An 18,538-nucleotide genomic window follows, 5' to 3' on the forward strand; every position below is an offset into this window, starting at 1 on the left:
TCACACCCGCTTGCGCAACAGGTTCCTGATCACTTCCGCACCGCTCACCAGGGTGATGCCCGCCAGCACCAGCACCGCGCCAATGGCAAAGCCGGCGTCCAGCGGCTCGTTCAGGATCAGCACGCCGAAGCTCACGCCGAACAGCGGTGTCATGAAAGACAGGATCGACAGCCGCGACGCCAGGTAGCGGCGCAGCAGCCAGAACCAGGCAAGGTAGCTGGACAGCGCCACCACCACCGACTGGAAGGCCACGCTCAGCACGGCGGCCTGCGTGTAGCGGATGGTGTCTTGACCGGTGGCGGCGGCATAGGCCAGCAGCCCGATGGCGGCCACCGCCATCTGATAGAACAGCGTCTTGGAAGGCGCGGCTTCCGATAGCGAGGTCTTGCGGATGGCGACCGTGGTGGCGCCCCAGAGCAAGCCCGCGGCCAGGCCCATGGCATCGCCCAGCAGCATGTTCGAGGATCCCGCCTGCGCTGGCTTGCCCAAAAACGCCACCCCGATGCCGCCGAACGCGATCGCCACGCCCAGCCACTGGAGCGGGCGCATGCGTTCTTCAGGTAACAGCCAATGCAGGCCCAGCGCGGCGAAGATGGGGGCGGTGTACAGGAACACCGACATGTGCGAGGCCGTGGTGTAGAGCAGGCCCTGCGCCACGAACAGGAATTCTCCCGCGAACAGCAAGCCGACGATCAGGCCGGGCAGGGCGGTGCCGTCGCGGAATGCGCGCAAGCCCTCGGCCCGCCACACCACCACCGCCAGCACCAGCGCCGCGAACGTCGAGCGCAGGCCGATCTGCATGATGGGGGCGATATCGCCGGCCACCAGCTTGATGGCGATCTGCTGGAAACCCCAGCACACGCACAGGGCCAGCATGCCGCTGGTTGCCAGCGCGTCCAGCGGCAAGCGTTGCGGCTTGGCGGCGGGCGCGCTCACGGCAGTTCGGCGGGGTAGCTGTCCAGCGCCAGGCCGATCTGTTGGCGCAAGTCCCATTCGGCCAGGGTCGATTGCACCGGGCCGAAGAAGGCGCCGTCGCGCGTGACGAACATGGCGGGCAGATGAAAGACCTCGTAGCGTTCGACCAGTCCGCGGTTGTCGCCCGCATCCACCCAGCACACGCGTTCCACGGGCAATTCCAGCGCCGGCAGCTGTTCGCGCGCGATGCGGCAGGTGCCGCAGGTGCGGCTGTGAAAGACCAGCAGCGTCAGGCCGGGCGCATCCAGCAGGAAGCGGTCGGCGGTGCTGTCATTGAGTTCTATCTGTTCCATGGGCGGCGGGGGGACGAGTCGTGGGCGCCAGACGAACCCGGCGCAAGGCGTCCATTATGGCAGCGCGCCGCCCGCGGGCCAGGGATACCCGCGGGCGCCGAATGGGTGTGCCGATTCAAGCGCCGCGCAGCACCCGGTCCAGCTCCAGCACCGACTGGTACAGGACCCGGGTGCCGTCCAGCAACTGCGCGGGTTCGATCCATTCTTCCGGGCAGTGGCTGCGGCCATTCAGGCACGGGATGAAGACCATGCCGATGGGGCCCGTGGGCGCCATGTACACGGCGTCATGGCCCGCGCCGCTGGGCAGGCGCATCGACGCGTAACCCAGCTGGTCGGCCGCGGCCTTGACCGCGTCCATCACCAGCGGCGAACAGTCCGTGGGCTGCGCGCGGCTCAGTTGCGTGAAGCCTGCAGTCAGGCGCAGCGCCTTCAGGTCGTCGGCCACGCCGGCCATCAACGTTTCCGGGAACGCGTCCAGCACGGCGTTGCTGTCGCTGCGCATTTCCAGCGTCAGCTCCACCCGGCCGGGCACGGCGTTGGCAGCGTTCGGCGTCATCGACAAGCGGCCCACCGTGGCCACCACGTAATGCGGATTGCCGCTGGCGGCGCTGGCCTGGCGGCTGGCGGCATCGATGATGCGGGCCGCGCCGACAAGCGCGTCGCGGCGGATGTCCATGGGGGTGGTGCCAGCATGATCGGGCTGGCCTTCCACCACGATCAGCACGCGGCGGATGCCCACGATGTTGGTGACCACGCCGATCGGCAGGCCGCGGCTTTCCAGGACGGGGCCCTGTTCGATATGCAGTTCGACAAACGCCGCGGTGTCGCCCGCGCCGCGCAAGGGGGCATGAAGCGCCGCCGGGTCGCCGCCGACGCGGGCGATGCCTTGGGCCAGCGTCTCGCCGTCGGGGTTGCGGGCGGCCAGCATGTCGGCGGTCAACTGGCCGGAGAGCGCGCGGCTACCCACGCACGAGATGCCGTAGTCGCTGGGTTCTTCGGACAGGAAGTCGATGACTTCGAACGGATGCGCCAGTTCGATGCCGTGTTCCTGCATCGTGTGGGCGACTTCGATGCCGGCCAGGACGCCGATGATGCCGTCGAAGCGGCCGCCGGCCATGACGGTGTCGCAATGCGAGCCGGTGGCAATCGGCTTGCGCGCGGGGTCGCGCCCGGCGCGGGTGCCGATCAGGTTGCCGCCCGCGTCCAGGCGGGTGGCCAGGCCGGCGGCTTCGAACTCGCTGCGCAGCCAGACGCGGGCCTCGTCGAACAAGGGCGAAAAGGCGCGGCGCGTCCATGGGACGTCGGGCAGGGTGAAGCGGGACAAGGCTTCAACGCGCGACCAGAGTCGGTCGGCATTGAGCGGGGGGAATTGGGGGGAAGGCGATGCAGGGGGTGTTGCGTGCGGCATGAAGATTCCTGAAGATGCGCCGTAGATTATGTCATGGCGATCTAGTGCGCCGCCCCTTCAGGATGCCAGCCGCCACGACGGTTCGCGCTTCTCCAGGAAAGCGGCCACGCCTTCGCGGGCTTCGTCGGTGCTGCGGCAGGCCGCGATCCGTTCCACGGTGTCGGCGATCAGCGCCGTGTCGATCGGCTGGCCCGCGAAGTCCCGCACCAGACGCTTGCTGGCCTGGACGGCATCGGGGCCGTTGGCGCATAGCGTGCGGCAGATTGCGTCGGCCGCGTCATGCAGCGCCTCGGCGGGCACCACGTCGTGCAGCAGCCCCAGGCGCAGCGCGGTGGCGGCGTCAAAACGTTCGGCGGTCAGGAAATAGCGGTTGGCCGCCCGTTCGCCCATGGCCCGGATCACATAGGGGCTGATGGTGGCGGGCAGCAGCCCCAGGCGGGTTTCAGACAGGCAGAAGTGTGCGGAATCGGCGGCGATGGCGATGTCGCAGGCCGACAGCAGGCCCATGCCGCCGGCGTAGGCATCGCCGTTCACGCAGGCAACGACGGGTTTGGGGCACGACCAGATGGTGTGCAACATATCGGCCAGCCGGGTGGCGTCGGCGCGATTGTCGGCGTCGGTATGCGTGGCCATTTTGCGCATCCAGTTCAGGTCGCCGCCCGCGCAGAACGCCTTGCCGGCGCCGGTCAAGAGCAGCACGCGCACACGGGGATCCTGCGCCGCCTGCCTGACGGCGCTGGTCAGCGCGGCGATCAGGGTCTCGTCGAAAGCGTTGCGCATGTCGGGGCGGTTCAGCGTCAGGCGGACGATGGCGACGTCGTGGGCGACGTCCAGGGGGGCGTGCAGAGTCATGCCGGGTCTCCCGTTGTATTGAATATGGCTCAATAAGCTAGGTGCTGGTGCTCGATGATTCTAGGGCTATTTTGGGTAATCCGCGATGCATTCCGGTCAAGTATTGAGTTATCCTCAAAAAAATAACGGAGCGAGACATGAATCCACAATCAGGCGGCCAGGCCGCCGATCAGCGTTATGCGTCGGTATTCCGGCCCTGGCTGTACGACGGCAAGACCATCCTGGTGACGGGCGGCGGCAGCGGCCTGGGGCGCTGCACCGCGCACGAACTGGCGGCGCTGGGGGCGAGCCTGGCTCTGGTCGGTCGCAAGCTGGACAAGCTTGAGGCGGCGGGCGAAGAGATTGCCCGCATCTACCCCCAAGCCGCCGGGCGCATCAGCCTGCACGCGTGCGATATCCGCGACGAGGCCGGCGTGCGCAGCGTGGTCACGGACGTGCTGGACCGGCATGGCGCCATCGACGGCCTGTTCAATTGCGCGGGCGGGCAGTTTCCTGCGCCGTTGGACCGCATCAGCTTCAACGGCTGGAACGCGGTGGTCCAGAACAACCTGCACGGCACCTTCCTGATGGCGCGCGAGGTCTATACGCAGCACATGCGCCAGCACGGCGGGGCCATCGTCAACATGCTGGCCGACATCTGGGGCGGCATGCCGGGCATGGGCCATTCGGGCGCGGCGCGGGCCGGCGTGTGGAACCTGACCGAAACCGCCGCTTGCGAATGGGCGCACGCCGGGGTTCGTGTGAATGCGGTGGCGCCGGGCTGGATCGCGTCGAGCGGCATGGACAGCTACGACGACAAGTACCGCGCGGTGTTGCGCAAGCTGAAGACCAAGGTGCCGCTGCAACGCTTCGGCACCGAGGCGGAACTGGCGGCGGCCGTGGTGTTCCTGCTGTCGCCGGCGGCCGCCTTCATCAATGGCAGCGTTATCCGCGTGGATGGCGGCGTGCCCAACGCGCGCCACTCCTGGTCCTTGCAGCCCGCCGAGCGCGGCGAGGTCTATAACGGCTTTCCTCAGTACGTGCCGCCGTCCTTGTTTTCGGACTCTGCTGACGACTCGGAAGCCTGAAGCCGATGCAGGGCGTCGCGCACTTCGCCGCGGAACCGGGCCAATGCCAGCGCGTCCTGGCGGGGCGGCTGCAAGGCCTGCCACAGGAAGCCGACCAGCTGGTCGGCCGTGGCGGACACATCTACCCGCGCGCCGCGCAGGATGGCGTCCCACAGCACGTGCTCCATGGGGCCATAGACCGCCGACCGCAACAGCCGCAACGGCATGTCCCGCCGGATGTCGCCGTCGGCCTGGCCTTGGGCCAGGATGCGCATCAGCGGCGCGGTGTAGCGGCGCTGCAGGCCGGCGTAGACCTCGCCGAAATCGTCGTTGCGGGCGCGTCCTTCGGACAGGATGAAGGCGCACAGCCCCGGCCCTTCGGCCAGCAGGTGCCGCAGGTGCGTATGCACCAGATAGTGCAGCTGCGCGCGCGCGCCCTGCACGTGGGGCAGGCTGTCTTCGACCTTGCCGATGATCTCGTCGTACCAGTCGCTGATCACCCGCACGCACAATTCCCGCTTGCCGCCGAAGTAGGTGAAGATCGTGGCTTCGGATACGCCCAGCCGCTGGGCGATCTCGGTCGTCGTGGCCGCCTGGAAGCCGGCCTCGGAGAAGACTTGCCGGGCCATGTTCAGGATGTCGCGGATGCGCTGTTCCGACTTGGCGCTGGCCGCCGGGCGGCGGGTCGGGACGACAGGGGTTTTTTCCATGCGGACGGCAAAAGGGCGGGTAGGCGGGGCTTATTATTGAGCCAGGGTCAAGCAAGTTGAGCAAGCCCTGGATGACCCATAACAACATCAGAGACTAAACCATGCTGTCCCGAGCCGAATCCTACAAGCAGCTTGTGTCCCAATTCCAATGGCAGGTGCCGGCGGACTTCAATATCGGCGTCGACGCCTGCGACAAATGGGCCGACGGCAGCGGACGCGTGGCGCTGATCTACGAAAAGACCGACGGCGCGCAAACGCGCTATACCTTCGACGACATCAAGGCGCAGTCCAACCGCCTGGCGCATAGCCTGGAGCGCCACGGGGTGCGGCGCGGCGACCGCGTGGCGGTGTATTTGCCGCAGGCGCCCGAGACCGCGGTGACGCACATCGCCGTCTACAAGATGGGCGCGGTGGCGGTGCCGCTGTTCACGCTGTTCGGCGTGGACGCCATCCAGTACCGGCTGGCCAACAGCGGCGCTGCGGCGCTGGTGACCGACGCCGAGGGCTGCCGCAAGCTGCTCGAAATCCGCGCCAGCCTGCCGGACCTGAAGGTCATCTATTGCATCGATGGCGAAGGCGAGGGCGGCGCGGTGCCGTTCCATCCGGCGCTGGCCGCCGAGTCCGACGACTACACGCCGGTGCGCACCGCGGCAAACGACCCCGCCGTCATCATCTATACGTCGGGCACCACGGGCAAGCCCAAGGGCGCGCTGCATGCGCATCGCGTCCTGCTGGGGCATCTGCCCGGCGTGGAGATGTCGCACGAGTTCTTCCCCGAAAACGCCAAGCTGATGTGGACGCCGGCCGACTGGGCCTGGATCGGCGGCCTGCTGGATGTGCTGCTGCCGTCTTGGCACCACGGCGTGCCCGTGCTGGCGCGTCGTTTCGAGAAGTTCGACGGCACCTCCGCCCTGGAACTGATGGCGCGCCACGGCGTCACGCACACCTTCCTGCCGCCTACCGCGCTGAAAATGATGCGCGGCGCAGCCTATCCCGAAGCGGCCGGCCCGTTGGCCCTGCGCTCGGTGGCCAGCGGCGGCGAATCGCTGGGGGCCGAGCTCATCGACTGGGGCCGCCGCGTGCTGGGCGTCACCATCAACGAGTTCTATGGCCAGACCGAATGCAACATGCTGGTGTCGTCGTGCTCGTCGCTGTTCGACCCGCAAATCGGCTCGATCGGCCGTGCGGCGCCCGGGCACCGGGTGGCTATTGTGGATGACCAGGGCGTGGAAGTGGCCGATGGACAAGAGGGCAACATCGGCGTATCGCGGCCGGACCCGGTCATGTTCCTGGGCTACTGGAACAACCCCGAGGCCACCGCCGAGAAATTCGTGGGTGACTACCTGCTGACGGGCGACCTGGGCGTGCGCGACGAGCAAGGCTTCATCCGCTTCGTGGGGCGCAATGACGACGTCATCACCAGCGCCGGCTACCGCATCGGCCCGGCACCCATCGAGGACTGCCTGATCGGCCATCCGGCCGTGCGGATGGCGGCGGTGGTGGGCGTGCCGGACGAGCAGCGCACGGAAATCGTGATGGCCTATGTGGTGCTGAACGACGGCTTCGACGGCGACGAGGCGCTGGTCAAGGCCCTGCAGGCGCATGTCCGCACCCGCTTGGCCGCGCATGAATACCCGCGCGCGATCCGCTTTGTAACCAGTTTGCCGACCACCGCCACCGGCAAGATCATTCGCAGGGAGTTGCGTGACGGCCGCTATTCCTGAGCCGTCTCAACCCGTGACAAACTCGTCCATGAGGATGGGTTGACGGGTTGCCCCGCGCTGCAAGTATGATGGCGCAAATTACATACGGCCCCACGCAATTGGGGCCGTATCACCATTTGTCTAAGTATGGAGATAGCCCCAATGAATAAGCCATTGGATGGGGGCCTTGCGGCGTTGAACGTGCCGGCCCACGTCAAGCATCGCGGCCTGATTGACTGGGTGGCCAGTTTTGTCGCGTTGGCCAAACCCGATCGTGTCGTCTGGTGCGACGGCTCGCAAGAGGAATATGACCGCCTGTGCGAACAGATGGTCCAGTCCGGCACGATGCGCAGGCTGAATCCCGCCAAGCGGCCCAATTCCTTCCTGGCGTGCTCGGATCCGTCCGACGTCGCGCGTGTGGAAGACCGCACCTTCATCTGTTCGGACCGGCCCGAAGACGCCGGCCCGACCAACAACTGGGCCGACCCGGCCCAGATGCGCGACACGCTCAACGGCCTGTTCGATGGCGCCATGCGCGGCCGTACACTGTACGTCGTGCCGTTCTCGATGGGCCCCCTGGGTTCGGACATTGCCCACATCGGCGTGGAACTGTCCGACAGCCCCTACGTGGCCGTGAACATGCGCATCATGACGCGCATGGGCAAGCAGGTCTATGACGTGCTGGGCACCGACGGCGACTTCGTGCCTTGCGTGCATTCCGTGGGCAAGCCCCTGGCCGCCGGCGAAGCCGACGTGGCCTGGCCCTGCAACCCCACCAAGTACATCGTGCATTTCCCCAAGAGCCGCGAGATCTGGAGCTACGGCTCGGGCTATGGCGGCAATGCGCTGCTGGGCAAGAAGTGCTTTGCGCTGCGCATCGCCTCCACCATGGGGCGCGACCAGGGCTGGCTGGCCGAACACATGCTGATCCTGGGCGTGACCTCGCCCAAGGGCCGCAAATACCACGTGGCCGCCGCGTTCCCGTCCGCCTGCGGCAAGACCAACTTCGCCATGCTGATCCCGCCGCAAGGCATGGACGGCTGGAAGGTCACCACGATTGGCGACGACATCGCCTGGATCAAGCCGGGCGCCGACGGCCGCCTGCACGCCATCAACCCGGAAGCCGGCTATTTCGGCGTGGCCCCGGGCACCAGCGAGCAGACCAACTTCAACGCCATGGCGACCCTCAAGGCCAATGTCATCTTCACCAACGTGGCGCTGACCGATGACGGCGACGTCTGGTGGGAAGGCATGACCGACACGCCGCCCGCGCACCTGATCGACTGGCAAGGCCAGGACTGGACGCCCGCCATCGCGCGCGAAACCGGCCGCAAGGCCGCGCACCCGAACGCGCGCTTCACCGCGCCGGCCGCGCAGTGCCCGTCCATCGATCCGGAATGGGAAAACCCCGAAGGCGTGGTCATCGACGCCTTCATCTTCGGCGGCCGCCGCTCCACCACGGTGCCGCTGGTGACCGAGGCGCGCAACTGGGTCGAAGGCGTCTACATGGCCGCGACCATGGGTTCGGAGACCACCGCCGCCGCCGTCGGGCAGCAGGGCGTGGTGCGCCGCGACCCGTTCGCCATGCTGCCGTTCTGCGGCTACAACATGAGCGACTACTTCAACCACTGGCTGAAGCTGGGCAAGCAACTGGAAGCCACCGGCGCCACGTTGCCGCGCATCTATTGCGTCAACTGGTTCCGCAAGGGCCCGGACGGCAAGTTCGTCTGGCCGGGTTTCGGCGAGAACATGCGCGTGCTGCGCTGGATGCTGGGCCGCATCGACGGCCAGTCCAAGGGCGTGGACCAGGTGTTTGGCGTATCGCCCAGCTATCAGGACATCGATTGGACGGGTCTGGAATTCACGCCGGACAAGTTCGACCAGGTCATGTCGGTGGACGCTGCCGCCTGGCGCGAGGAACTGGCGCTGCACCACGAGCTCTTCGGCCAACTGGCCCAGGGCCTGCCTGAAGACCTGCCGGCCACCAAGGCCAAGATCGAAGGGCGCCTGGCAGCCTGATCGCTGACTGCGTCTGAAAAGCCCGCGTGCCGCATAGGCACGCGGGCTTTTCTATTTCATGATGACTTTTCCCTGGGGCATTGCGAGCCAGCGGGATATTTAAGGAGTCATTGTGGCGAAACCGAAATTGACGAAGTCCGCTGTGGACGAGCGACAAACGCAAACCCTGCTAGGCGACATCCGTTCTTTGATCGACGCGGCGCATCAATGTGCGGCGGCCGCCGTCAATGCCGAATTGACCCTGCTGTTCTGGCGTGTTGGCCATCGCATCCATACCGAAGTGTTGGCCGGCAGGCGGGCAGGGTATGGCGAGGAGATCTTGTCGACCTTGGCAGGGCAGCTTGCCCGCGACTACGGGCGAGGCTTCGGAGAGAAAAACCTGCGCCGGATGGTCAAATTCGCAGTGACTTTTCCGGTCGAGGAAATTGTCGCGACGCTGTCGCGACAATTGAGCTGGTCGCACTTTGTGCTGCTCCTGGCCCTGAAGGATCCACGGCAACGCGAATATTATGCGCACATGGCCGGAATTGATCGCTGGAGCGTCAGAACGCTGCGCGAGCGGATCGGCTCAATGCTCTACGAGCGCACCGCATTGTCTCGTCAACCGGACAGGCTGGTTGCACAGGAATTGGAATCCCTGCGCAATGCGCAGCGGATGTCGCCCAGTCTGGTGATGCGCGATCCCTATATCCTCGACTTTTTAGAACTGCGCGACACCTGGCAGGAAAGCGACCTGGAAGCGGCCATCATCCGCGACATGGAATCCTTCCTGCTTGAACTGGGCGCGGGCTTTACCTTTGTGGCCCGGCAAAAGCGCATCCAGATCGACGACGAGGACTTTTACCTTGACTTGCTGTTCTACAACCGCAAGTTGCGCCGGCTGGTGGCGGTGGAGTTGAAGGTGGATGAGTTCAAGGCGGCCTACAAAGGCCAGATGGAGCTTTACCTGCGATGGCTGGATAAATTCGAGCGCGAGCCCGAGGAAGCCGCGCCGCTCGGCATCATCCTTTGCGCGGGCAAGAAGTCCGAACAAATCGAGCTCTTGGAACTGGACAAGTCAGGCATACACGTGGCGGAGTATCTGACCGCCTTGCCGCCGCGGGCGGTGCTGGTGGAACGGTTGCAGCAGGCCGCTTGCCGGGCGCGTGCGCAGATCGAACTGCGGGGCATGGCGGAACGAGGCACAATGGCTTCATGAAACTGGACCCGGAAGACCTTGCGAAGATCAGCGCGCTGACGCTCGCGCACTATGAAGAGAACGCGGAATCGTTCGAGGCCGGCACGCGCGACCACGATGTCAGCCAGAACATCGCCGCGTTGCTGCGGCATATCCAGGGCGAGCCACCCTACGACATCCTGGACCTGGGATGCGGACCCGGCCGCGACTTGAAGACCTTCGTCGCGCTGGGCCATCGGCCGGTGGGGCTGGACGGCACGCCCAGCTTTGTCGCCATGGCGCGCGTGGCCAGTGGCTGCGAAGTCTGGCACCAGGATTTCCTGAAACTGGCGTTGCCCGCCGAACGCTTTGACGGCATCTTCGCCAATGCCGTGCTGTTTCATGTGCCCGGCCAGGAACTGCCCCAGGTGTTGCGCGCGCTGCGCGCGGCGCTGAAACCGGGCGGCGTGCTGTTCAGCTCGAACCCGCGCGGCGGCAATCAGGAAGGATGGAACCGTGGGCGCTATGGCGTCTACCACGACCTGGACGGCTGGCGCAGCCTGCTGGAGGACGCCGGCTTCGAAGCGCTGGAACACTACTACCGCCCGGAAGGACTGCCGCGCGACCAGCAGCCCTGGCTGGCCAGCGTCTGGCGGCGTATAGGCTAGCGCGGTGCGCATCGGGCGCTGCCGCCACGGGCGGCGCCTTGGCAGAAAACGGACAGCGGCTGCGAATTCCGGCCATCGTGTCCAGCCTGTATCCCCATTTCCTCGAATAAGCGCAGTCCGCGGATAGCGGCTGCCGGATCCGGCTACGCCCACCACGCGGCGCGGCATCAGTATTCGCCTCACTCAGTCAGCAATGCGGAGGTGATGCGATGAAGGGTCTGCAAAACAAGGTTGCCATCGTGACCGGCGGCGCCACGCTGATCGGCGCGGGCGTGGTCCAGGCGCTGCGCGACAAGGGCGCGCGCGTGGCGCTGTTCGACATCGACGCCGCCAATGGCGAACGCGTGGCCGGGGCGGACCAGGCCGCCACGCGGTTCTGGCAAGTGGACATCTCGGACGACACGCAGTTGGCGCGCGGCGTGGCCGAGGCCGCGTCCCACTTTGGCCGCATCGATTATCTGGTGAACCTGGCCGCGACCTACCTGGACGACGGCGCCGCTTCCGGCCGCGCCGATTGGCTGCGGGCGCTGGACATCAACGTCGTGAGCGCCGTGATGGCCGCCCGCGCCGTCCATCCCCATCTGCTGGCCGCCGGCGGCGGCGCCATCGTCAACTTCACCAGCATCTCGTCGCGCGTCGCGCAGACCGGCCGCTGGCTGTATCCGGTGTCCAAGGCGGCGCTGCTGCAGGTCACGCGCAGCCTGGGCATGGACTACGCGGCTGACCGCATCCGCGTTAATTCCGTATCGCCGGGCTGGACGTGGTCGCGCGTGATGGACGAACTGACGCAAGGCGACCGCGCCAAGACCGATCGCGTGGCCGCCGATTACCACTTGCTGGGGCGCGCCGGCGATCCGGCCGAAGTGGCCGAGGTGGTCGCGTTTCTGCTGTCGGACCACGCCAGTTTTGTCACCGGCGCCGATTACGCGGTGGATGGCGGCTACTCCGCCATGGGGCCGGAGCAGGCGCGGCCGGCGATTCCCCGTTTGGCGCAGTAACGAGCCATGAACAGGCCCGCGGCAAGGGCGGCGGGCAATCCAAACGAAAGGAGAGGGATGATGCGTCGAATCGCGATCGTGGGCGGCGGCCAGGCCGGACTGCCCCTGGCGTTGGGGCTGTTGGACAAAGGGTACGAGGTCACCGTGGTCACGAATCGCGACCCGGACAACATCCGCAACGGCAAAGTGATGTCCAGCCAATGCATGTTCGATGCGTCGTTGCAGATCGAACGTGACCTGGGCCTGAACCAATGGGAGGCCGACTGTCCTACCGTCGACGGCATCGGGCTGACGGTGCCGCATCCCGAGCAGCCCGGGCACAAACTGATCGACTGGGCCGCGCGCCTGGACCATTCCGCGCAGGCGGTGGACCAGCGCATCAAGATGCCGGCCTGGATGGAACGGTTCGAGGCCCGCGGCGGCAGGCTGCTGATCCAGGACGGCGGCGTGGGCGAGCTGGAACTGCTGGCCGCATCGCATGACCTGGTGCTGCTGGCCGCCGGCAAGGGCGATGTCGTCAAGCTGTTCGAGCGCGACGCGCAACGGTCGCAATTCGATCGGCCGCAGCGCGCGCTGGCGCTGACTTACGTCGCCGGCATGCGCCCCGCGCCCGACTACTCGCGGGTCGCTTTCAACCTGATTCCCGGCGTAGGCGAATACTTCGTGTTCCCGGCGCTGACGACGGGCGGCCCCTGCGAAATCATGGTGTTCGAAGGGATTCCCGGCGGCCCGATGGATTGCTGGCGCGACATCAAGTCGCCGCAGGCGCACCTGGCGCAGAGCCTGGATATCTTGCGCACCTACCTGCCCTGGGAGGCCGACCGCTGCAAGGCAGTAGAGCTGACGGACGCCAACGGTATCCTGGCCGGCAGTTTCGCGCCCACGGTGCGCAAGCCGGTGATGACCTTGCCGTCGGGCCGTCTGGTGTTCGGCCTGGGCGACGCCGTGGTGACCAACGATCCCATCACCGGACAAGGCTCCAACAACGCGACCAAGGCTTGCGCCGTGTATCTGGAGGCGATCCTGGCGCATGGCGACGCCGCCTTTACGGCCGAATGGATGCAGCAGACCTTCGAACGCTTCTGGGACTACGGCGGCGCGGTGGTGGAATGGACGAATTCGATGCTGATGCCGCCCGCGCCGCATCTGCTCAAGTTGTTGAAGGCGGCCGAGGATTCGCCGGCGCTGGCCAGCGCCGTCGCCAATGGGTTCAACCATCCCCCGTCGTTCTTCCCGTGGTGGCGCGACGAACTCGCCTGCGAAGCGTTCATCGCCTCGAAGGCGGCACGGGCGGCGGCATGACGGCGCCGCTGGACTGGGGCAGCACCGACCTGCACCCCAAGGTCCTGCGCGGCGTGCTGGGCAGCTACCCGACCGGCGTGGCCATCGTGGCCACGCGCTGCCCGGACGGCCGCAAGGTTGGCCTGACCATCAATTCGTTCGCCTCGCTGTCGCTGGATCCGCCGCTGGTGCTGTGGAGCTTGGTGAACCATTCGCCCAATCTGGCGGCGTTCCGCGATTGCAGCCACTTCACCATCAGCGTGCTGGCCTGCGGCCAGGAAGCGCTGGCGATGCGATTCGCCAGTTCGGCGGTGGCCGACAAGTTCGACGGCACGCCGCTGCATGAAGTGCCGGAGGGCGTGCCTGCGATCGCCGGCGCCGTCGCCACGCTGGTGTGCGCGAACGACCAGCAGAACGCCGCGGGCGACCACCTGCTGCTGTTCGGGCGCGTGCTGCGCGTGGCCAGCGTCGCGGCGACGCCGTTGGTGTTCCATGCCGGGCGCTTCACGGCGCTGACCGCCGCGTAGCGGCCTTTCCCGTTGGAGTGATTCATGGCCACAGACTCAGATGCGCAGGTCGTCATCGTCGGCAGCGGGATGAATTCGCTGGTGTGCGCCGCGCTGTTGGCGCAGCGCGGCAAGTCGGTGCTGGTGCTGGAGCGCAACGACCGGTTGGGCGGATGCATCCGCACCGAAGAACTGTTCCCGGGCTACCACCACGACGTGCTGTCGTGCTGGTATCCGCTGTTTGTGGGCAGCCCGGCCTATGCGGCGCTAAAGCCCGCGCTGGCCGAAGCCGGCCTGGAATTCCTGCAAGGTGAGTACACGACCGGGCTGGTGCGGCCCGACGGTTCGGGGCTGGCACTCAAGCAGGACATCCAGGACAGCGCGCAGCGGCTGGACGCCTGGGCGCCGGGCGATGGCGCGGCATTTGCCGCCATGGCGCAACGGCTTTTCGGCGAGGACGCCGCGCTGACGTTCGGGATGCTGGGGCAGAATCCGTACGGCGCGGGCATGCTCACGCTGCTGTTCAAGGAATGGCGCAAGCGCGGCATGGACGGCCTGGCCGCCTTTGCCGCGGCGTCCCTGGAACCGTTTCGCCGATGGGCCGAACGCGAACTGCGGTCGGACGCGGCGCGCGCCCTGATCGCACCCTGGGTGCTGCATACGGGGCTGGGCCCCGACGACGCGTGCTCTGCGTTGATCGGCAAGCTGACTTTCGCGGCCGTCGTGGCCGGCGGCATGCCGGTGGTCAAGGGCGGGGGCAGCGGCGTGGTGGAGGCGTTGGCGAAAGTGATCGAGCAGCACGGCGGCCGATTGCTGACCGGAACCGCGGTCGAACGCGTGCTGACCCGAGGAGACGGCCGTCGGCGCCGCGCGGTCGGCGTGGTGGCGGGCGGCCGCGAATACCGCGCGGCCGAGGCGGTGGTCTGCAACGTGACGCCCGGGCAACTGTACGGCCAGCTACTGCCCGACGCACCCGAACCCGTGCGCCAGCGCGCAGCCGGCTACCGCTACGGCCGCGGCGGCATGCAGATCCATTTCGCGCTGAACGCGCCGCCGGACTGGCTGACCCCCGAATTGCGTCATGTGCCGCTGGTGCATCTGACCGAGAGCATGGAGCAGGTGTGCGCATCGGTGACCGAAGCCAACAACGGCCTGTTGCCGGCGCGCCCCACGCTGGCCATCGGCCAGCCCGTCGCGGTGGACCCGTCACGCGCCCCGGCAGGCGGTTGGATCCTGTGGGTGCAGATGCAGGAACTGCCGGTGCGCGTCAAAGGCGACGCGGCAGGCGAGATCGCGGCACCCGAAGACGGGCATTGGAACGCCGCGCTGCGCGAGGCAGTGGCCGACCGCGTGCAGGCGCGGCTGGAGCCAGTCATGCCGGGGCTGGCGCAGCGCATCGTCGGCCGCCGCAGCTATTGCCCGGCAGACCTTGAAGCCCTGAACTGCAACCTGGTGGGCGGTGATCCCTATTCGGGCGTGTGCTCGCCCGACCAATTCTTCTGGCTGCGGCCCTTTGCCGGCAGCCAGGGCGCGCGCGCGCATCGGACGCCGCTCTCCAACCTTTTCCACATCGGCGCCGCCACCCATCCAGGCCCCGGCCTGGGTGGCGGCTCCGGCTATCTCGTCGCGCAACATCTGGCGCCCCGTGGGGGCAGGAGCGGAACATGAGCAGACACCTTGAACGCCGGCGGCTGGCCTGTGCCGTGGCATTGGCGCTGGCAGGCACGGCGGCCCAGGCCACCGAAGGCGGCGGGCTGGGCATCTACCCCGACGGCCTCGAGAACTTCATGTCCGGCGCCTTGCCGCCGCCCGGCGTGCACATGCTGGTCTACGGCGGCGGGGCGCGCTACGACACGCTGCGCGGCAACGATGGCGAGCGGGTGCCGGTGCCGGGCTTCAAGGTCGACGTCAACGTGCTGGCGCCACGTCTGATCTGGGTGACCGAGCAGCAGGTGATGGGCGGGCAACTGGCCTTCCACGCGATCGCGCCGCTCCTGGACGTCACGTTCAAGGCGGCCGGCGAACGCTACCGCAGCACCGGCCTGGGCGACATGACGCTGGGCGTGGCGCTGGGCTATCACGTGTCGCCGACGCTGCATTACGTCGTCGGACTGGACATGTATGCGCCCACCGGCGAGTACGACCGCAAGGACCCGTCCAGCCTGGGCAAGAACTACTGGACCGCCCAGCCCGTGTTCGCGCTTAGCCGCATCAGCCCGGATGGCTTCAACGCCGACCTGAAGCTGATGTACGACTTCAACTTCCGCAACTCCGCCACGGACACCCGTTCGGGGCAGGCGATCCATGCCGACTACGCCTTGGGCTGGGGCGTGGGCAAGGGCTGGGTGCTGGGGGTAGGCGGCCACGCCTTCCAGCAAGTGACGGACGACAGCGGACCGAACAGCGCCGCGGGCCGGGCGCGCGCGTTCGGGGTCGGCCCGTCGGTGCGCTACCTGAACGACAAGGGCTGGCTGTTCACCGCCAAATGGCAGCAGGAATTCAAGGTAAAGAACCGGCCAGAAGGTTCGCAGCTGTACGTGAAGCTGGCGATCCCGTTTTAAGGCCGGGGGGGGCGCCCCGGCACGACCCCAGTCCAGCGCGGCCCCGTCGTGCTGGACCTTTTTCGCCCAGGCGTGTTCTCACCCGCAACGACGCAAGCTCTGGCTGGGGCTTTCGCCGTACCGTGCCTTGTACCCGGCGCTGAAGCGGCCCATGTGCGCGAAGCCCCAGCGCAGTGCCACGGCGGCGATGTTGTGGCTTTCGCCCGACAGCAGTTCGGCGCGGGCGCGCTCCATGCGCAGGTCGCGCAGGTAGTGCATGGGGCTCACGTCCAGGAATTCCTTGAACCCCGCATACAGGCTGCGCACGCTGACGCCAGCGATGCGGGCCAGTTGTTCGGCGCTGACGGGTTCGTGCGCGTGGGCTTGCAGATAGTCCTGCACGCTGCGCACGTGGCGCGGCAGCACCGCGGCGCGGCGGCCGGGCGGCACGCAGGTGTAGTTGTGCGGATGGGCCGACAGCAGGGTGGCCGCGACCAGTTGTTCCATCTGGTGCACGATCAACTTGTGCGTGGCCAGGTCCGCGTGCTGCGACGAACAGTCCAGCAGATACGTCATGAGGCAGCGCCAGGCCGGGCAATCGCGCCAGCGGAATCCCAGCTGGAAGCGCAGCGGCCGATCCAGCGTACAGCCCAGTTGACCCATCAGCGTGCGCTCGAGCAGGGAGCGGCCCACGCGAAGCATGAACTGATCACTGTCGTCGCTCCAGCGCATCGCCAGGTCGTCGTCCGGGCTGACCACGGACGCGACATCCGGCGTGGAGTCCACTTGCTGGGGACCGCTGCTGATGCGGGCCGATCCCGCCAGCGGCATCTGCACCAGGAAGAAGTCCTCGAGCGGGCCGGGGCGGATCTCGACATGGGCGCCGTAGCGCAACCGGTTCAACGAGACATCGCCCAGCGGCTGGTGATGCATGCGGGCATCCAGGCGCTGCATCGCGCCCACCACGCCCAACTGATGCGGCCGCATGACCCGGCCGACCATGGAGCGGGCTTCGTCCAGGTCGCCGGAGGCGAACAACTGCTGCGCCGGCAGCCCCAGGACGGATTCGATGCGCGGCGCGGCAGGCGGCCAGGTAGTGCTGGTGGCGGACGGCGTCGGGTTGATCATGGCAGGGGTTTCCTCCCGCGTGGGAGCCTGGAAGGATTCGATAGTAAAGCTGCGCAGGGCGGGGGGGACTGGTGGAAAACCCGTCCCGCGCCGGGGGAGCCTGGCCGTTTCCTGCACTGCCTATCCGCGGAATGCAAAAAACCGCGGCCAGGGCCACGGTTTTTCGCGCACGGCTTAATCGCCGTCAAATGAAGGAGTTAAGGCCTGGGGCGGGCAGACGGCGCCCGCCCCGTGGCGTCAGTGCATCTTCCCGTAGCGGCCGGCGTTGAAGTCCTGGATGGCTTCGACGATTTCCGCTTGCGAGTTCATCACGAACGGACCGTATCCCACCACCGGCTCATCGATCGGCTCGCCGCTCAGGACCAGGAACACGGCGTCGTTGTTGGCTTCGACCGTGATGTCTTCCCCGTCCTGCGAGAACAGCGCCAGATGCGCGTCGCGGGCGACGGACTCGCCGTTGACCAGCACCGTGCCGCGCAGCACCACCAGCATGCTGTTGCGGCCTGCGGCGACGGGAAACGTCGCGGTCTTGCCCGCATTCAGCCGCACGTCCCACACGTCCATGGGCGTGAAGGTGCGCGCCGGACCGGCCTGGCCCGCGAAGTTGCCCGCAATCACCCGCAGCGAACCCGCATTGTCCGGCAGCGCCACCACGGGGATGTCCGCATTGAGGATGCCCTGGTAACCCGCCGGCGCGGTCTTGTCGCGGGCAGGCAGGTTGACCCACAGCTGCACCATCTCCAGCTCGCCACCCGACCGGGTGAACGCGGGGGAATGGAATTCCTCATGCAGAATGCCCGAGGCCGCCGTCATCCATTGCACGTCGCCGGGACCGATGACGCCGCCATTGCCGGTGGAGTCGCGGTGCTCAACCTCGCCGCTGTAGACGATGGTCACGGTTTCAAAGCCGCGATGGGGGTGCTGGCCGACGCCGCGCGGATGGTCGGCCGGCTCGAACTTGGCCGGGCCGGCGTAATCCAGCAGCAGGAAGGGGCTGACGTTCTTGCCTTTGTCGTTGTAGGAGAACATCGAGCGCACCGGGAAGCCGTCGCCCACCCAGTGGGGGCGGGGAGCAGCATGCAAACCGAGGATCTTCTTCATGGCGTCTATTCCTATTGCGCGACCCCTGCGGGGTCGTTCGTCATAGGGTTAAAGATAAGGGCGGAACGCTGGTTTCGGTAGTCCCCCCTATTGATAAGCACTGTTCCATAGATCGGACGATGCCCCGCGCCGTCACGCCCGCTGCCGTCTGTCG

The 18,538-nt window shown here is 67.1% G+C and carries 17 protein-coding genes; 10 read left to right on the forward strand and 7 right to left on the reverse strand.

What is annotated here, in order from left to right; translation table 11 throughout:
* The 4 genes from AC27VE_RS23555 to AC27VE_RS23570 form a co-directional block, all read right to left on the reverse strand.
* Positions 1–876 carry a DMT family transporter gene (locus AC27VE_RS23555; protein ID WP_488705144.1) on the reverse strand — a complete coding sequence of 292 codons (876 nt, stop codon included), beginning with the start codon at positions 874–876 and terminating at the stop codon, positions 1–3.
* A gap of 56 nt (positions 877–932) precedes the next feature.
* On the reverse strand, positions 933–1,268 hold the full coding sequence (locus tag AC27VE_RS23560; RefSeq protein WP_006226863.1) for a thioredoxin family protein: 336 nt from the start codon (positions 1,266–1,268) through the stop codon (positions 933–935).
* Between the two features lie 115 nt (positions 1,269–1,383).
* Positions 1,384–2,676 carry an N-carbamyl-l-glutamate amidohydrolase ErtE gene (ertE, locus tag AC27VE_RS23565; RefSeq protein ID WP_488705128.1) on the reverse strand — a complete coding sequence of 431 codons (1,293 nt, stop codon included), beginning with the start codon at positions 2,674–2,676 and terminating at the stop codon, positions 1,384–1,386.
* 57 nt (positions 2,677–2,733) lie between these two features.
* Positions 2,734–3,528, reverse strand: a complete 795-nt coding sequence (locus AC27VE_RS23570; RefSeq protein WP_488705129.1) for an enoyl-CoA hydratase/isomerase family protein — start codon at positions 3,526–3,528, stop codon at positions 2,734–2,736.
* Positions 3,529–3,665: 137 nt separating this feature from the next.
* Between AC27VE_RS23570 and AC27VE_RS23575 the strand changes: the two genes are divergently transcribed.
* Positions 3,666–4,595, forward strand: a complete 930-nt coding sequence (locus AC27VE_RS23575) for an SDR family oxidoreductase (RefSeq protein WP_488705130.1) — start codon at positions 3,666–3,668, stop codon at positions 4,593–4,595.
* On the opposite strand, the gene AC27VE_RS23580 is transcribed toward AC27VE_RS23575, so the two are convergent.
* The gene (locus tag AC27VE_RS23580; RefSeq protein WP_088590460.1) at positions 4,541–5,284 is read right to left on the reverse strand and encodes a TetR/AcrR family transcriptional regulator; all 744 of its coding nucleotides are present in this window, start codon (positions 5,282–5,284) and stop codon (positions 4,541–4,543) included. The genes AC27VE_RS23575 and AC27VE_RS23580 overlap by 55 nt on opposite strands.
* A gap of 101 nt (positions 5,285–5,385) precedes the next feature.
* Between AC27VE_RS23580 and AC27VE_RS23585 the strand changes: the two genes are divergently transcribed.
* The 9 genes from AC27VE_RS23585 to AC27VE_RS23625 all read left to right on the forward strand — a co-directional run bounded on the left by AC27VE_RS23585 (position 5,386) and on the right by AC27VE_RS23625 (position 16,176).
* Positions 5,386–7,008, forward strand: coding sequence for an acyl-CoA synthetase (locus AC27VE_RS23585; protein ID WP_488705131.1), 1,623 nt, complete (start codon positions 5,386–5,388; stop codon positions 7,006–7,008).
* A gap of 141 nt (positions 7,009–7,149) precedes the next feature.
* Positions 7,150–9,006 carry a phosphoenolpyruvate carboxykinase (GTP) gene (locus AC27VE_RS23590; RefSeq protein WP_488705132.1) on the forward strand — a complete coding sequence of 619 codons (1,857 nt, stop codon included), beginning with the start codon at positions 7,150–7,152 and terminating at the stop codon, positions 9,004–9,006.
* Positions 9,007–9,118: 112 nt separating this feature from the next.
* Entirely contained in the window at positions 9,119–10,204 is a 1,086-nt protein-coding gene (locus AC27VE_RS23595; protein ID WP_488705133.1) for a PDDEXK nuclease domain-containing protein, read from the forward strand.
* Entirely contained in the window at positions 10,201–10,830 is a 630-nt protein-coding gene (locus tag AC27VE_RS23600) for a class I SAM-dependent DNA methyltransferase (protein ID WP_488705134.1), read from the forward strand. The genes AC27VE_RS23595 and AC27VE_RS23600 overlap by 4 nt, the downstream gene beginning before the upstream one ends.
* A gap of 209 nt (positions 10,831–11,039) precedes the next feature.
* Positions 11,040–11,828: an SDR family oxidoreductase gene (locus tag AC27VE_RS23605; protein ID WP_488705135.1), complete on the forward strand. Its 789-nt coding sequence runs from the start codon at positions 11,040–11,042 to the stop codon at positions 11,826–11,828.
* Between the two features lie 60 nt (positions 11,829–11,888).
* The gene (locus AC27VE_RS23610; protein ID WP_488705136.1) at positions 11,889–13,130 is read left to right on the forward strand and encodes a styrene monooxygenase/indole monooxygenase family protein; all 1,242 of its coding nucleotides are present in this window, start codon (positions 11,889–11,891) and stop codon (positions 13,128–13,130) included.
* On the forward strand, positions 13,127–13,636 hold the full coding sequence (locus tag AC27VE_RS23615) for a flavin reductase family protein (protein ID WP_006224219.1): 510 nt from the start codon (positions 13,127–13,129) through the stop codon (positions 13,634–13,636). Before AC27VE_RS23610 ends, AC27VE_RS23615 begins: the two co-directional genes overlap by 4 nt.
* Before the next feature lie 24 nt (positions 13,637–13,660).
* Complete coding sequence (locus AC27VE_RS23620) at positions 13,661–15,283, forward strand: phytoene desaturase family protein (protein ID WP_488705137.1); 1,623 nt, start codon at positions 13,661–13,663, stop codon at positions 15,281–15,283.
* Complete coding sequence (locus AC27VE_RS23625) at positions 15,280–16,176, forward strand: SphA family protein (RefSeq protein WP_427955191.1); 897 nt, start codon at positions 15,280–15,282, stop codon at positions 16,174–16,176. The genes AC27VE_RS23620 and AC27VE_RS23625 overlap by 4 nt, the downstream gene beginning before the upstream one ends.
* Before the next feature lie 78 nt (positions 16,177–16,254).
* On the opposite strand, the gene AC27VE_RS23630 is transcribed toward AC27VE_RS23625, so the two are convergent.
* Entirely contained in the window at positions 16,255–17,283 is a 1,029-nt protein-coding gene (locus AC27VE_RS23630; RefSeq protein WP_006224217.1) for an AraC family transcriptional regulator, read from the reverse strand.
* 237 nt (positions 17,284–17,520) lie between these two features.
* Complete coding sequence (locus AC27VE_RS23635) at positions 17,521–18,384, reverse strand: pirin family protein (protein ID WP_488705138.1); 864 nt, start codon at positions 18,382–18,384, stop codon at positions 17,521–17,523.
* Between the last annotated feature and the right edge of the window lie 154 nt (positions 18,385–18,538).

The organism is Achromobacter sp. 18P8.1.1 (genome assembly GCF_057799415.1).

Bases quoted from the DNA above. Each gene is read 5' to 3' on its own strand.
- AC27VE_RS23555 (WP_488705144.1), bottom strand. From the start codon at position 876: ATGCTGGCCCTGTGCGTGTGCTGGGGTTTCCAGCAGATCGCCATCAAG.
- AC27VE_RS23560 (WP_006226863.1), bottom strand. From the start codon at position 1,268: ATGGAACAGATAGAACTCAATGACAGCACCGCCGACCGCTTCCTGCTG.
- ertE (WP_488705128.1), bottom strand. From the start codon at position 2,676: ATGCCGCACGCAACACCCCCTGCATCGCCTTCCCCCCAATTCCCCCCG.
- AC27VE_RS23570 (WP_488705129.1), bottom strand. From the start codon at position 3,528: ATGACTCTGCACGCCCCCCTGGACGTCGCCCACGACGTCGCCATCGTC.
- AC27VE_RS23575 (WP_488705130.1), top strand. From the start codon at position 3,666: ATGAATCCACAATCAGGCGGCCAGGCCGCCGATCAGCGTTATGCGTCG.
- AC27VE_RS23580 (WP_088590460.1), bottom strand. From the start codon at position 5,284: ATGGAAAAAACCCCTGTCGTCCCGACCCGCCGCCCGGCGGCCAGCGCC.
- AC27VE_RS23585 (WP_488705131.1), top strand. From the start codon at position 5,386: ATGCTGTCCCGAGCCGAATCCTACAAGCAGCTTGTGTCCCAATTCCAA.
- AC27VE_RS23590 (WP_488705132.1), top strand. From the start codon at position 7,150: ATGAATAAGCCATTGGATGGGGGCCTTGCGGCGTTGAACGTGCCGGCC.
- AC27VE_RS23600 (WP_488705134.1), top strand. From the start codon at position 10,201: ATGAAACTGGACCCGGAAGACCTTGCGAAGATCAGCGCGCTGACGCTC.
- AC27VE_RS23605 (WP_488705135.1), top strand. From the start codon at position 11,040: ATGAAGGGTCTGCAAAACAAGGTTGCCATCGTGACCGGCGGCGCCACG.
- AC27VE_RS23610 (WP_488705136.1), top strand. From the start codon at position 11,889: ATGCGTCGAATCGCGATCGTGGGCGGCGGCCAGGCCGGACTGCCCCTG.
- AC27VE_RS23615 (WP_006224219.1), top strand. From the start codon at position 13,127: ATGACGGCGCCGCTGGACTGGGGCAGCACCGACCTGCACCCCAAGGTC.
- AC27VE_RS23620 (WP_488705137.1), top strand. From the start codon at position 13,661: ATGGCCACAGACTCAGATGCGCAGGTCGTCATCGTCGGCAGCGGGATG.
- AC27VE_RS23625 (WP_427955191.1), top strand. From the start codon at position 15,280: ATGAGCAGACACCTTGAACGCCGGCGGCTGGCCTGTGCCGTGGCATTG.
- AC27VE_RS23630 (WP_006224217.1), bottom strand. From the start codon at position 17,283: ATGATCAACCCGACGCCGTCCGCCACCAGCACTACCTGGCCGCCTGCC.
- AC27VE_RS23635 (WP_488705138.1), bottom strand. From the start codon at position 18,384: ATGAAGAAGATCCTCGGTTTGCATGCTGCTCCCCGCCCCCACTGGGTG.